The following is a 14622-nucleotide window of genomic DNA, read 5'->3' on the forward strand; positions in this document are numbered from 1 at the left end:
GGCCTTTCGGGGTCTCAGGACCGCTTGCTGCTGCGGCGGCGCTTGGCCAGGAAGGCGCCCACCATCGCGAGGAAGCCGCCCACGGCGCCCACGCCGCGCGCCGGCGCCTCGTCGCCCGGCACCGAGCAACCGCAACCGCCGACGACGATCGGCTCATCGTCGCCACCGGCGCCACCGGCGCCCGTGGTGACGGTGGTGACGGTGGAGCCGGAGCCACCCTCGCCGCCCTCGCCGCCAGCGCCGCCGGCGCTGATGCCACCGCCGGCACCACCCTCGCCGCCCATGCCACCGGCGCCGCCGATGCCACCTTCGCCGCCGAAACCACCTTCGCCGCCGACGCCACCGGCACCGCCGATGCCACCTTCGCCGCCGGCACCGCCCATTCCGCCAGCGCCACCAGCACCGCCCATGCCGCCGGTGCCCATGCCGCCTTCACCGCCGGCGCCACCGGCACCGCCCATTCCACCAGCGCCACCAGCACCGCCCATACCGCCGGTGCCCATGCCGCCTTCACCGCCGGCGCCGCCCATTCCACCGGCACCACCAGCGCCGCCCATACCGCCGACACCGGTCGAGCTGCTGCTCGTCCCGCCCGACGGCTGCACGATCACGGTGACCTTATCCGTCGCCGACGCCTGGCCGTCGCTCACGGTCAGCTCGAACATGAGCGCATGAAGATTGATGCCTTGGTTTATCGCGACAAACTGGGTGCTGACGCTGTTCGGCGTGTCCAGCGTCACGGCAGTCCCGCCCGTCTGCTTCCAGGTGTACGTCAGCGGATCGTTATCGGGATCCGAGCTCCCCGACGCGTCGAGCATCACGGTCTCACCGTTCGCCACGATCTGATCCGGACCGGCGTCCGCGACCGGCGGCTCGTTCGGTTCGCCGCAGGACCCCTGATCCGACACGATGCTCGAGAACGGCTTGTTCGCGAGACCGTTGACGGTCAGGCTCTCGATGAACCAGCCCTGGGTGCCGACCTCCTCGTCCGTGCCGATGCGGAAGCGGATCTTGATGGTCTTGCCGACGAACTGATTGCCGAGGTTGATGCTCGTCGTGATGTTCGTGCCGTTCGCGAAACCCGTGCTCTGCCCGGTGAAACCCTTCTGGCCGAAGAGCGGATTACCGGCGGCCGCGGTGCCGATGTTGCCGTTGTAGACCGTGCCGAGGTTCGCGTACGTGTTGATGTTGACCCACGTCTGGCCGCCGTCCTGGCTCAGCTCGATGATGCCGCCGTCCCAGTTCGTGGCCGGCGTCCCGCTCCGCTCGAACTGGTAGCGGTGCACGAGCGACATCGTCAGGTTGCCGCTGCCCACCACGAAGTCGGGCGACTCGTAACGCTCGTCGGAGACGCCCGCGTTCGCCTCGCCGTGGGCGAGCACGTTCGACGACGTCGTGAGCGGCCGGATCCGCGCCCACTTGTCGCTCGGGCCCGACGCGTTCTTCGCCGTCCAGGTCTCGATGTTGCTCTCCCAGAGCTCCTGCGTCGCCGCGTTCGGGATGCTGTCGAAATGGGCCTTGCGCACGCTCGTGTCGCTGATCGTCGGCGAGCAGGACCCGGGCGCGGCCACGTCGACCTTGAGCTGCAGGTCCGTGACCGACGCGACCGAGTCCGCGAGCGCGATCTGCACCGTCGTCGTGCTCGACGCGAGGATGTTCGTCGACGGCAGCACCGCGGACGCGCCGTTCGGGAACGACACGTTCGGGTTCGTCGAGCTCACCGTGACCGTACCGCCGACGAGCGGCCCCCAGCCCTGATTGCGCACCTCGACGGTGACCTTGCCGATCTCGCTGTTGTCGAGGATGCCGTCGTTATCGCAGGACAGCACGCTGTCGTCGAAGTCCACCGAGACGAGCACCGGCTGCGGCGCCGCCTCGTAGCTCTCGATCACGCCCACGTTGTCGGTCGAGTTGCGCGGCGGCGAGACCGCGCAGGAACCGGCGCCGCGGATGGTGAAGCCGGCCGCGAGATCCGCGAAGTCGTCCACGTTCGCCGCGATCGCCGTCGCCAGGATGCCGTCGCGCTGCTCGGTGAACGTCGGGTTCGCCGGGGCGAGCTGCATGCCGCCGGTCAGGTAATTGGCCATCTTGCGCTTGGCCTCGTCGAACGTGTGGCGCGGCGTCGCCGTGTATGCGTCCTCGAGGAGCTTCGCGTACCCCTCGAGCACCATCGTCGCCCAGATCTCGCCGGTGTTGTGCACCTCTTCGTTCTCGGCGGCGAGCGGCTGCGTCGGCATGCCGGTCGGGAGCGCCTCACCGGCCTGGATGTGCTTGAACGTGAGCGCGTTCTTCGTGAAGTCGGTCGTGTACGGATACCGCCGGATCCCGAAGTACGCGCTGTCGCCGAACGTCGCGCCGCCGTACACCGCCGTCGCGTACACGCCATTCGGATCATCGCCCTCGCGAATGAGCGTGTGGAGCGCCACGGTATCGCCCCAGCCCTCGCCCATGCCGCGGGCCTGGATCGAGTTCACCGCGACGAGGCGATTGTGGATGTAGTGACCCCACTCGTGCGCGGCGACGCCGTTGTCGATCGTCCCGTCGCGCTTCGTGTTGTCGGCGCGGAACATCGTGGCCGTGACCGGACCGCTCTGGAGGGCCTCCTTCAGGGCCGCGCCCACGTCCTTCGTGACGCCGAGCGCCCCGATGCCGACCGGGATGGGCGGGTTCGATTCGCCCATCGGGCTCGGCGGCAGGCCGGGCGTCAGGTGGTTCGCGATGATGATGCCCGCCGCGCCGGCGTTCTCGGCGTTGTCCGCCTTCACGTTGAAATCGCACGAGCCGCGGTCCGCGAGCACGATCTTCCCGGCGTAGTTGCCCACGAGCGCCTGGCAGGCGTCGTTGAACGTGCCCGGCGTGTCATTCGTCGTGTCCGTGGAGTTGTCGACCGCGAGCGCGACCTCCGCCGTCGTGTTGAACGTCTGCAGACCGAAGCTCGCGACGCCGGTCGGGTACGTCGCGCCGCCCGGGTTCACCGTCAGGCTCGCGTTCGGCGGGCCGCTCCAGACGAACATCTGCATCCGCGGCTGGGTGCCGTCGGACGGCGTGCTCATGTTCGCGTTGTCGAGCGAAGGCGTCGCGTTGTGATATCCGTCCTGCGCCTCGGCCAGGATCGCGTCGTTGCCGAAGCCGCCGCGGCCGTAGTTGTTCACCTGCGCGTTGCCCGCGGCCTCGTTGAACCCCGAGTCGTACCAGTAATCGTGCAGGTAGTTGTTCAGGAAGAAGAGCTGCGTGATCGCCGCCTTCACCTGATCCTGCGTGACGTCGGGGTTCTGCGCCGTGTCGTAGACGCGATCGAAGACGCCCGGCGCCGTCACGTTCGCGCGATATTCACCGGCGGAGAGGCCCTGCGGATCCTGGTGATCGGCGTACGCGTCGACGTTGTTGCCCGACGTCTCCGTCGCGCCCGCGGGCAGCCACGGATCGAACGTCCCTTGCGGGTTCGTGTTGAAGCCGTCGATCGTGACCAGGATCGGCGAGATGAACGCAGGCGCCGAGCCGTCGGGCACGCCCGTCGGGTGCGGCGCGTAGTCGGCCATCGGGCCCTCGGTCGGCGTGTACTTCGGCGCGCCGTCCGACCAGACGCGGTACGAGAACGCCGCGTCGTGCGTCCGGTCCGCGCGCATGAGCAGCCGCCCGTCGTCCGCGGCGATCACGTAGGCGTAGAGCTCGTCGTTGTGCAGGCCCTTCTGGCCGCCCCAGATCTCGACGTAATACGCCGACACCAGCCGATCCGGCATCGGGAAATAGACCTTCTTGATGCGCGCCGGCCGCGTCAGCTCGATGTGCGCCGTCTCGGCCGAATCGACGAGGTCGTAGAAGGCATACCCGTGCTCGGGCTTCTTCTTGTCCCTGAACGAGCTCGCGGGCACCTTCGTCGCGAAGAAATCGTTGAACGCGCGGGAGACGGCCGTGGCGGCGTCGAGCTTGAAGTTCTTGCCGCGCTTCATGCCCGGCGTCGCCGACGGGTGCAGGTTGCCGCCGATCGCCACGAGCTCGCGGCTCCGCGTCATCAGCACCTTCACGTCGTTCTGGAAGACCTCGATCCCGTCGACGTTCTGGCGGAACACCACGATGATGCCCCCGCCCGTCACGTCGTTCACCACCACGGGCACGGCCGCGTCGATCGCCCTCTTGCCGACGCCGTAGAGGTACGCGTAGTGCTCGAGGTAGAGCCGCGCCGACGCCGCCGGCGTCGCCGTCTGCGCGCCCGGCGCCTTCCAGCCGCCCTTCGGGGCCCAGAAGAACGTCGGCACGCCGCGCTTCTCGTCCACGCCCGTCACGCCGCCGACGCCGGTCTCGTGCAGGCTTTGCAGCGGGCTCACCTCGACGGCCGGGGCGTCGTCGTACGCATGGTAATTCGGCAGATCCAGGTCACCCGCGCGCGCCGCGGAGCCGGCGAGCAGCGTGATCAGAGCCGTGGCATATCGAGCAGAGCGCTTCATGATTCCTCCACGCCAGAATCTTCGTGGTGATCCCGCAGGCAGGCGCCGCGAGCGATGTACGGTTTTGGTGATATCGGACAAGGATTGGGCGCTCGTCGCGCCGCGTACACCCCTGTACCCCGTTCCCGCACGGAAGGGAAGCCGTTCCAGGCTCGCCCGAGCGCGTATCCCGCCCCGCCGTTTCCGTGCTCGCGCGCCTGGATCCCCGGTGACGCTAGCGCCCGAGGACGAGCGCCCCGATCACCGCCGCGATCAGCGCCGCCGCGAGCATCACGGTGCGAACGATCCCCTGATTCCGCGCGGCGCGTCGCACCTCGACCGCCTCGTCGTTCCCGTCCACGAAAGATTCACCCACGACGAACGTGACAATCTGGTCACCGCGGTGGTCCCCGACGCTCCGTGAACGATATGGATCGGCCGTTACCTCCGCGGGAATGGGCACGGCCTCGGCGCCGAGGCGCACGGCGCCAAACCCCGCGAGCCGCAGCTCGGCCCCGGTCACCGTCCCCGCGGGCACCCCGACCGTGCGCTCGCCGTCGAGCACCGGCACCTTCACGCGCCCCCCGCGCCGCGCGGTCTCCGCGTCGATCTGCACCTCGACGAACAGGTCCACGCCATGGCGACGCAGGCGCGGGTGCGGCGCCACGATCACCTCGACCATCAAATCCCCGGGTCGCCCGACGCCGAGCGGCGCCTCGTCACCTTGCCCCGCGAGCCTGAGGACCTGCCCCTCGTCGATCCCCGCCGGCACCTTCACCGTCAGCGTCCGTTCCTGCAATACACGCTGTTTGCCCAGACATACGGGGCACGAAAAGCCGGGCGGATCGCCCTGAAAAACGCCGCTCCCTTTGCAGGCCGCGCAACGCGCCTCGAACGTCGCCTTGATCACCTTGCTCGCGCCCGAGGCCGCCTCCTCCAGCGACACGAGCATCGGAATGCGACGATCCCGCCCTGAACCCACCGCCGGATGGCGGAAGAAATCTTCGAAGATCGCCTGGAATTGATCCTCGATCGGCCCGAAGCCCTCGGGCTCCCCCTTTTTACCGTCCTCGGCCCCCATATCGACTCACGAAGCCTTTGCGAAGCTCACGCCGTGCGGCCTCGCTGCTGAATGCATTCGCGCAGCGCGGCCTCGAAGTCTGCGCGGGTATGGTGCACGCGCACGCCCGACATCACCACGCTCGCCGCCTCGATGCCGAGCGCCACGAGCTTCGACCGCACGAGAAAATGGGCCCCCTCGTTCCCTTTCCCCATGTCGCGCGCCATCTCGGTCAGGCGCGCGCGGGCCCGCGCATCGTAATCGGTCATCTCCTCCCAGTCGTGAAAGCCCATGAGGCGCCCCCCCTCGGCGGCGACCCTGCGCGCCACCGCCTCGATCAACGTCGCGCACTGATCGTCGAGATAACCCGTCACCTGCGTCACCAGCACCCGCCGTGCGGGCCGCCACAGCCGCACCGTCGCTCGCGCCGTCGTCGTGGTTTCGGCCTTGTCGACCGGGAGAAGCTCCATCCCGAACGACTACCGCGCGGGGCACAACGCGTCAATTCCGTCGGAACGCCCGCCATGGTCGGAATCCTGCCGCTCCGGAAACGCTTGTCATTTTGGCAGCGCCCTGCCGCGCCTCACGCCGGATTGTCGCGATCCCGACGCACCGGGCGCGTGTTTCTCTGCAAAACGCGCTCGTCCCGGCCTGGCACCGAACTTGATATCCCCCCGCTCCATGTCGACCGAGCCTTACCGCACCCCCTCGTGCCCCACCTGCGCTGGCCCTCACGTCGAGCAAACACACATCTGCGCGCTCTGCGAAGAGCCGTTCGTCCCCAGCGGCGCGGGCGTCGAAGCCTGCGACCCTTGCCTCCGCAAAGCTTGCCGCGTCGTCGCGCGCGCCAGCGCCGAAAAACCCGCCCCGCGGCGCGCCAAGGCCGTCCTCCGCTGGCTGCCCGTCGCGCTCGCCGTCCTCTCCGTGGGCATTCTGTCGTTCAATACGCTCGTCGTCGTCGAGACGAGCCAGCACCTCGCCATGCTCGGGTCGTTCCTCGCCGAACAGCACCGCGCGAAGTCCAGGGGCAAACCCAGGACGCCCGCGCCGCCCAAGCAAACCGCCGCGCTCCCGGCCCCGCCTCCGCCGCGCGAAGAGAACTCCTTCGACGACACGAACGTCCCGGCGTTCACGAGCGTCCTTGCCGCGCTCCACCCCGAGGTCCACGATCCGGACGCCTTGCTCGCGCGGGTCCAGAAGCTCCGCGAGGCGGGCCTCGACATCTTCCTCGTCCGGACGAACCTCGGCAAGAACGTCTTCGACGGCGGCAGCGACCTCCGCACGCGCATCAGCCCGGTCCAGAAGGGCGGAAAGACCGTCGGCGTGCGCTACTCTCGCCTCGGCCCCGACGCGATCGAATCCCTCGCGGGCGTCCAGCCGGGCGACGTCCTCGTCTCCATCAATGGATTCGGCATCGATAGCCCCGACCGCGCGCTGAGCGGCTACGCGTCCTCCCGCGAAAAGGGCGGCGCCGTCTTCGAGCTCTTCCGCAATGGCCGCCGGGTCGTCCTCGACGTCCGCTGGCCCAGGTGATCCGCGCCGCCGGGGACGTCCACGAAAGCCTGGAGTCGCCCTCCGGGTTTTGGTAGACGTTCTCCATGGCGATCTTCCGAACCTCGTCGATCGCGCCCCTTTTGCTGCTGGCGCTCGCCTGCGGCTGCGGCGGCGCGGGCGCCCAGACGACCCCCGAGACCCCGACCGAGGCCCCCACCGCCGAGGCCCCCTCCTCCACGCCCCCCGCTTCGCCGCCCGCGAACACGGACGAGGCCCCGAAGCCGCCTCCACCCGAGGAGGCGAAGACCGAGCCTGCCCCGGACAAACCCGCGCCGACGGAGCTCGCGGAGGCCCCGAAGGCGCCGTCGATCACGTGCGAGCCCAAGGCCGGCGCGGCCGCGGGCCCGAAAAAGAAGCTCGAGATCAGCGTGGATCGCTCCCGCGTCGACCTCGAAGGCCACAAGCTCGAGGTCAAGCTCACGCGGGCCGCGTGCAAGGTCGAGCTCCAGGTCATCGGCGAATCCGGCAAGATCCTCGCGAACGCGGCGAAGGCCTTCGACGGCGCGGCGCCGGGCACGGTGCTCGCGATCGACTGGAGCCCGATCCGTGCCGAGACGGTCTCGCGCATCGAGGTCTGGGGCCACGACACCGAGGGCAGCTACGTCGGGGTGGCGATCACGCCGTGGAACGTGAAGATCGACCACGAGGAGGTCAATTTCGAGACCGACTCGGACAAGATCCGCGACTCCGAGGTGCCGAAGCTCGAAGCGAGCCTCGACAAGGTCAAGGCCGCGCTCACGAAGCACCAGGATTTGAAGGGCATCTCGCTCTTCATCGCGGGTCACACGGACACGGTGGGCAGCCCCGAGCACAACCTCACGCTCTCGCGCAAGCGCGCGCGCGCGATCGCCGCCTGGTTCCGCGGCCGCGGCCTGAAGATCCCGGTCGCGTGGGAAGGGTTCGGCGAGCACAGCCCGATCGTCAAGACGGGGGACGAGGTCGCCGAGGCGAAAAACCGCCGCGTCGATTACATCCTCGCCCTCGACCCGCCGCGATTGCCGCAAGGCGCGGTCACATTCGGGTGGAAGGCGCTCTAGCCTAATCGAAGAACGGGTTGCAGCACGTGGTGTCGAGCCCACACGAATACCCGCCGTTCGGGTGCGTGCACATCCCGATCTCGACCCCATCGACGAAGCAATAGCATCTCGCCTCGCCCGTCGCCCATCCACAAACGATCCTGACGGATTGGCCGTTGCACGTGCCACTGCAGGAGCAATTGCCGCCGGACGATTCGTGGCAAAAGTCGTCGACGACGCACGAAAGCGAACCCGCTTCGCCCCCGCCTTCACCGCCTGGCTCACCGGATCCGCCGGGTTCACCGGATCCGCAGCCTCCACCTTCGCCCGTCTCGGGCGGCGCTACGATCGAATTCGCGCTCTCGCCTCGTCCGTCGGTTCCGCCCTCGCCGCTCACGTCGACGTCGTCGCAAGCCGCGACGGATCCGATTCCGAGCGCGATGACCAATCCGGCCAAGATTTTCTGCATGGCAGCCGAGGCTAGATCGTCGCGCGCATTCGTCGATCAGAGGCTGCCCGACGCGGGTGGAGAAAATGCGTAGGGGAGGAACCGCGTCAGCTCTCCGCCTCGATCTCCACGCTCCACATCTCGTTTCCGTCGCCGTCGTGCAGCGACGCGCGGAGCCGCCCGCTTTTCCCGTCGATCGCGAGCACCCCGAACGACTGTTTTCCCCCGGCGGGTCCGATCGGCGGATCCCCCTGCTTTCGATTCTGGAATTTCACCTCTGGCCCGAACGTCTCGTCGAGCGGCGCCGGCCCGAACGTACCTGCATGCAAAGGCCCGGCGACGAGCTCCCAGAACGGATCGAACTTCGCGAACTTCGCCCGCGAAGGATCGTAATGGTGCGCCGCTGCGTAATGCACGTCCGCCGTGATCCACAGGACGTTCCGGATCCGTTTCTCCTGAAGGAACGACAGAATCGAAGCAATCTCCAGCTCCCGCCCGAGCGGCGGCCCCTCCCCGTTCGCGAACCCCTCCTGCGCCGTGGGGCCATCCGGGATCACGAGCCCGATCGGCTGGTCGCAGGCGATGATCTTCCACGTCGCCCGGGACCGCGCGAGCGCCTCCTCGAGCCACGCGACCTGCTCTTGCCCGAGGATGACGGCGGGCTCCTTCTCCTCGCGATTCGGCCCATTCGATCCTCGAAAGCTCCGCGCGTCGAGCACGAAAACATCCACGCGCGGCCCGTACGACAGCACCCGATGAACGTGCCCTTGCCGCATCGGCGCATACTCGAACATGGCCTGCTTCGCGAACGCCGCGAGCACCGACGCCCGCCGCTCCTTGTACCTCGGATCCGAAAGGACCTGCCCCGGGAACCAGTTGTTGCGCACCTCGTGATCGTCCCATTGCACGATCGTCGGCACGGCCGCGTGCAGCCGCCGCACGTGCTCGTCGAGGAAGTTGTACGCGAAATTCCCCCGGAACTCCTCCAGCGTCTCGGCCACCTTCGATTTCGCCGGCGTCACGAGGTTTTTCCAGACGGACCCATCGTCGAGCTCGATCACCTCCGGCAAGGGATTGTCCGCGTAGATCCGGTCCCCCGAATGAATGAACAGATCCGGCGCGAGCCGCGCGATCGACGCGTACGTCTTCATGCCGCCGCGGTCCACGTCGATCCCGAACCCTTGCCCCGCCGTATCCCCCGACCACACGATCTTCACATCCTCCCCTGGCCCCGGCGGCGCGCGGAGCGACCCCACGGCCGGCTCGCTCCGCGCGTGCCCCGCGTCGTCCGCCTCGAAGACCACGCGATAATGGATCCGTTTCCCGGCCGGCAGCCCCGTGAGCTCCACGCGCGCCGTGAAATCGTTCTCCGCCGTGGCCACGGGCCCTTCGAGCTTCCGCGCGTCGCTGAGCCGCTCGTCGGTCCCCCATTCCACGAAAAGTCGCGCCGGCCGATCCGTCTTGCTCCAGAGCACGACGCCCGACGCCGTGGGATCGCCGGTCTGCACGCCAAACGGAAGCGTCGGCCGCGCGGACTCGGGCGTCACCACGCCGGGCGAGCCACACTGCCCGGCGCAGGAGGGGAGCGCGAGGGCGGAGAGGGAGCCGAGGAGGAAATCGCGTCGGGGGAGGAGGAGCGTGCGAGGAGGGGTCGGCATGGTGTGTTCGCGAGGATAAACCGAGGCGGGGGCACCATGCTAACATCCGAACATGGGTAGCGCGGCCCGCAACCTCGAAGCTCTGACCCTCGCGCTCACCCTGTGCGCCGCCTGCACCGAACCTCCGCGCCCCGAAGAGAACCGAACGGCCACAACCGCTCCCGCATCCGCATCCGCTCCCGCTTCCGCCACCATTCCCGCCTCCGCATCCGCCCCCGCCCTTCCCACCTTCCCCCCCGACGCCGAAGCTCGCCTCGACGCAGCCATCCGCGGCGCCGTCGATCGCGGCGAAGTCCCGGGCGCCGTTCTCCTCGTCGTCAAAGCGCACCACGTCGTCCTCCGCAAAGCTTACGGCCTCCGCGCGAAGGAACCTTCCCCCTCGCCGATGGCCCTCGGCACCGTCTTCGACCTCGCCAGCCTCACGAAGCCCATTGCCACGGCGAGCTCCATCCTCCTCCTCGTCGAACGCAATTCCCTGCGCCTCGACGATCCCGCGCAGAAATGGCTCCCCGATTTCACCGACGACGATCGCGAGCGCGTCACCATCCGCCACCTCCTGCTCCATACCTCCGGCCTCCCCGCCGGCGACGCGATCACCTCGTACGCCGACGGCGAAGCCCGCGCCCTCGCCCGCATCCAGAAAACCAAGCTCCTCCACCCTCCCGGCGAGGCCCACGTCTACAGCGACCTCGGCTACATCCTCCTCGGCGAAATCATCCGTCGCGCCTCGGGTGAGCCCCTCGACGAGTTCGCCCGGAAAAACCTCTTCGAGCCCCTCGGCATGATGGACACCACCTTCCGCCCCGGGCCCCGGCTCGCCGCGCGCGCGGCGCCCACCGAGCGCGTCGCGGACGAACTGCTCCTCGGCGAGGTCCACGACCCGCGCGCCCGCGCCCTCGGCGGCGTGGCCGGGCATGCGGGGCTCTTCTCCACCGCCGACGATCTCGGCCGGTTCGTCCGGATGCTCCTCGGCGGCGGCGAATTCGAGGGACGCCGGATCCTCGCGGAAACTTCGGTCCGGGCCATGACCGCGCTCGAGCCCTTGCCGCTCCCCGAAGGCAGCCCCGACAAACCTTCGTCCCGCAGCCTCGCCCTCGGCTCGCTCTTCGGCGGGGTCGGGCATACCGGCTTCACGGGCACGGCCTTCTGGCTCGACGTCCGCCGCGGCGACGCCGTCGTCCTGCTCGCGAGCCGCCTCCACCCGGACGGCAAAGGCGACGCCGCGCGCCTGCGCCGCGACGTCGCGAATGCCGCGGCCGCGATCCCCCAAGGCCCGCCCGCCGCCCGCGTCCGCGTCGGCATCGACGTCCTCGAAGCGCGCGGTTTCGGCGTCCTCGCCGGGCGCAAGATCGGCCTCATCACGAATCACACGGGCAAGGACGCGCGCGGCGAGCGCACGATCGACGTCCTCGCCGCCTCGAAATCGTTCGAGCTCAAAGCCATCTTCAGCCCCGAGCACGGCCTCGGCGCCGACAAGGATGCCCTCGTCCCCGGCGGAAAAGACGCCCGCACGGGATTGCCCATCCATAGCCTCTACGGCACCGATCGCCGCCCCACGGACGCCATGCTCGCCGGACTCGACACGCTCGTCTTCGACCTGCAGGACGCGGGGACCCGGTTTTACACGTACATCAGCACGATGGGATATGCGCTCGAAGAGGCCGCGAAACGCCGCTTCCGCTTCGTCGTGCTCGATCGGCCGAATCCGCTCGGCGGAATCGTCGTGGAGGGCCCGCTCGTCGACCCCGGCCGCGCCTCGTTCGTCGCGTACCATTCGATCCCCGTGCGCCACGGCATGACCGTCGGCGAGCTCGCGCGGCTCTTCGACGCCGAAAAGAAGCTCGGCGCCGATCTCCACGTCGTGCCCCTCGAAGGCTGGGATCGTTCCTTCCGCTTCGACAAGACGGGCCTCCCCTGGATCAACCCCTCGCCCAATCTGCGCAGCATCACCGAGGCCCTGCTCTATCCCGGCGTGGGCCTGCTCGAATTGACGAACGTCAGCGTCGGGCGCGGCACCGAAAAGCCCTTCGAGCGCGTGGGCGCGCCCTTCCTCTCCGGCGCGCGCTTCGCCGCCGAGCTCGCGCGTTTCGGCCTCCCCGGCGTGCGATTCTCCCCGATCCGCTTCACCCCCACGTCGAGCACCCACGCCGGCGTGCCTTGCGAAGGCGTCGCCCTCGACGTCACCGATCCCGCGAAGATCGAGCCCGTCCGCGTGGGACTCGCGATTGCGGTCGCTTTGCGCAGGCTGTATCCCGAGGAATGGAAGCCCGCCGGCGTCCTCACCTTGCTCGGCAGCGCCCGCGTCCACGAGGCGCTCGTCCGCGGCGAGGACCTCTCGCATCTCGTCGCGCTCTATGAGCAGGATCTCAAGGCTTTTTCGGAGCGCCGCCGGCCCCACCTGCTCTACCCCGAGTTCGACAAGGACAATCGGTAGGACATTTTTCGTCCTCGGAACGGCCCGGACATTGTTCATCACGGCATAAGATGAAAAACCGTGACGGACGGAGGTTCCGTGTTATCATCTGGAAACGACACGGACGGCGCGTGACGGTGATGGCCGAGAGCGCCTCCGCGGCAGAGGAGGATCCGATGGACAAGGTCTCGCTGACGTACTTCGTCGATTTCGTTCTGAAGTCCGGGACGCCCAAGCTCACCGGCGTGCGCGAGTACAAGGAGCGCAAGGACGAGCTCAGCACGGACTTTTATCGTCCGATCCGGGAAGCCATCGTCGAGATGCACAAAAGCGGCCTCCCGGCCTCCACGCTTTCGGACGTCGCGCGCGCGCAGGACGACGAGAAGCGGCAGAAGCATTATCCGCTCGTCGTCGCCGGATATCGCGCGTTCCTCGCCGAGGGCCCGATGAATTTCTTCGAGCCCCCGCGCGCGGGCCTCTCGCTCGGCGCGCTCGAGATCGACGTGAACCCCGAGCTCGGGCTCGTCATCTCGGGCAAACCGCATCTGATCAAGCTCTATTTCCGCAGCGAGCCGCTCACGCCGCGCCGCACCGCGGTGATCCTCGCGCTTCTTTCACGCGGTCTCTGCGAGGGCCACCCCGAATACGTGCCCGCCGTGCTCGACGTGCGCAATGGCAAGCTGCACACCTCCGCGAACACGAGCTCGCGCATCGACATCCTGCTGCGGGGCGAAGCCGCGGCGTTCGCCGCGATGTACGGTTCCGTTTGACGTCAGCAGGCTGCTAAAGAGCTCCGTCCGCGCGCCGGATCCACACCGGCCCCTGCGGACGGAGCTCGATCACTCCCTTTTTCACGCGCAGCACGAGCGCCCCGTCCAGCAGCGCCTCGCCTTTCTCGGGCGTCGCGGGGATCGGCCGCATCGGAATCTTTCCCGTCTCCCAGAAGACGTAGGTCCACGGTAGCTCCGCCGACGAGAAGACCCCGCTCTTCTCCGCTCGGATCATCGCCGCGTTGCAACGCTGCTCGGGCTCGACGCCCCACTTCTCCGACGGGGCGATCGCCTGGTTTTCCCCCGCGAACACGACCCCCACGCCGCCGCGCTTCTCGTCGAACGTCTCCGGCCGGAGCCGGCTCGGATCCGCGAGCACGGCATCACAATCGAGCGGGGCCTTCGGGCGTCGGACCATCACGTGCATCTCCGGCTCCTCCGAAGGCACGTGCACGAACACGTCCGCGAGGACCATGCCCCGCGGACCCGTCAGCCGCACCTGAGGGAGCCGCGCCACCGACGTCGCCATGCAGAACACGAGCCCCACGGCGGCCGCCACGAGCTCGATCGGACGCAGAGGACGCCGCGGTTTGTCTGGTCGAACCTCCCGCATCGACGGCGCGAGCACCCGGTAGCCGAGCGCCACGAAAGGAAGCGCGAAGAGATCCGTCGGATCCGCCCAGGTTTGGAAAGGCAAACCGAGCGCCCCGAGCGCCGCGTCCCACGCCGCGGCGAGGCCTCCCGAGAGCTCGAGCGCCGCGAACACCACGGCCACGGCCACGTGACAGCCGATCACGGCGCGCCGCCCGCGCGCGCGGACGAGCGTCGCGAGCAGCGCGGGCGCGAGGAACAGCCCCGCCGCGTCGCTCAGCTTGCCCGTCACGAGCCCGGGGACCAGGCCGCTGCCCTTCAAAACGTGATCGTTCACCGCGAGCACGGCGAGCGCGACCCACCACGCGGGATGCGCGAGCGCGCGCGCCGGGCGCCACGCGGCCTCGTGGATTCGAGCTTCGATCGTTTTCATTTGCCCGGCAAGATACGCGGAATCGCGACATCCGAAAACCATCGATCGCACACCTCGACACGTGCGCCCGCTCTCTGCGACAATGCCCACGACCATGCGACGCGCGACCTTCTCCCCTCGCCTCCTCGGCCCCGCGGCCCTCCTGCTCCTCGCGGCTTGCAGCAAAGACCCGTCGCCCCCCGCGCCCGAAGCCGCGAGCGCCGCGCCCGCCGCCGCGCCCGCGCCGAGCGCTGCCGCGCCGAGCGAGACCGCGCC

Annotated in this window: 10 protein-coding genes; 4 read left to right on the forward strand and 6 right to left on the reverse strand. The window is 68.9% G+C overall.

Features of this window, described 5'->3' with window-relative positions:
- Window positions 1–14: 14 nt before the first annotated feature.
- The 3 genes from QHF83_RS38195 to QHF83_RS38205 all read right to left on the reverse strand — a co-directional run bounded on the left by QHF83_RS38195 (window position 15) and on the right by QHF83_RS38205 (window position 5954).
- Window positions 15–4445, reverse strand: a complete 4431-nt coding sequence (locus QHF83_RS38195) for a M36 family metallopeptidase (RefSeq protein ID WP_282422992.1) — start codon at window positions 4443–4445, stop codon at window positions 15–17.
- A gap of 214 nt (window positions 4446–4659) precedes the next feature.
- Complete coding sequence (locus tag QHF83_RS38200; protein WP_282422993.1) at window positions 4660–5505, reverse strand: DnaJ C-terminal domain-containing protein; 846 nt, start codon at window positions 5503–5505, stop codon at window positions 4660–4662.
- A gap of 26 nt (window positions 5506–5531) precedes the next feature.
- The gene (locus QHF83_RS38205; RefSeq protein ID WP_282422994.1) at window positions 5532–5954 is read right to left on the reverse strand and encodes a hypothetical protein; all 423 of its coding nucleotides are present in this window, start codon (window positions 5952–5954) and stop codon (window positions 5532–5534) included.
- Window positions 5955–6165: 211 nt separating this feature from the next.
- Here QHF83_RS38205 and QHF83_RS38210 point away from each other — a divergent pair, with 211 nt between their 5' ends.
- Together QHF83_RS38210 and QHF83_RS38215 are read left to right on the forward strand one after the other, a co-directional pair.
- Entirely contained in the window at window positions 6166–7017 is an 852-nt protein-coding gene (locus QHF83_RS38210) for a hypothetical protein (RefSeq protein ID WP_282422995.1), read from the forward strand.
- 65 nt (window positions 7018–7082) lie between these two features.
- Window positions 7083–8075, forward strand: a complete 993-nt coding sequence (locus QHF83_RS38215; protein WP_282422996.1) for an OmpA family protein — start codon at window positions 7083–7085, stop codon at window positions 8073–8075.
- 1 nt (window position 8076) lies between these two features.
- Here the strand turns inward: QHF83_RS38215 and QHF83_RS38220 are convergent, their stop codons facing one another.
- Together QHF83_RS38220 and QHF83_RS38225 are read right to left on the reverse strand one after the other, a co-directional pair.
- Window positions 8077–8523, reverse strand: a complete 447-nt coding sequence (locus tag QHF83_RS38220) for a hypothetical protein (protein WP_282422997.1) — start codon at window positions 8521–8523, stop codon at window positions 8077–8079.
- Window positions 8524–8609: 86 nt separating this feature from the next.
- The gene (locus QHF83_RS38225; protein WP_282422998.1) at window positions 8610–10160 is read right to left on the reverse strand and encodes an alkaline phosphatase D family protein; all 1551 of its coding nucleotides are present in this window, start codon (window positions 10158–10160) and stop codon (window positions 8610–8612) included.
- A gap of 52 nt (window positions 10161–10212) precedes the next feature.
- On the opposite strand from QHF83_RS38225, the gene QHF83_RS38230 reads away from it, so the two are divergent.
- Together QHF83_RS38230 and QHF83_RS38235 are read left to right on the forward strand one after the other, a co-directional pair.
- Window positions 10213–12594 (forward strand): exo-beta-N-acetylmuramidase NamZ domain-containing protein, encoded by a 2382-nt coding sequence (locus tag QHF83_RS38230; protein ID WP_282422999.1) that lies wholly within the window; start codon window positions 10213–10215, stop codon window positions 12592–12594.
- Window positions 12595–12713: 119 nt separating this feature from the next.
- Window positions 12714–13343 (forward strand): hypothetical protein, encoded by a 630-nt coding sequence (locus tag QHF83_RS38235; protein ID WP_282423001.1) that lies wholly within the window; start codon window positions 12714–12716, stop codon window positions 13341–13343.
- 13 nt (window positions 13344–13356) lie between these two features.
- On the opposite strand, the gene QHF83_RS38240 is transcribed toward QHF83_RS38235, so the two are convergent.
- Window positions 13357–14367 (reverse strand): hypothetical protein, encoded by a 1011-nt coding sequence (locus tag QHF83_RS38240; protein ID WP_282423000.1) that lies wholly within the window; start codon window positions 14365–14367, stop codon window positions 13357–13359.
- Between the last annotated feature and the right edge of the window lie 255 nt (window positions 14368–14622).

The organism is Polyangium sp. 15x6 (assembly GCF_029960785.1).
GTDB lineage: Bacteria > Myxococcota_A > Polyangia > Polyangiales > Polyangiaceae > Polyangium.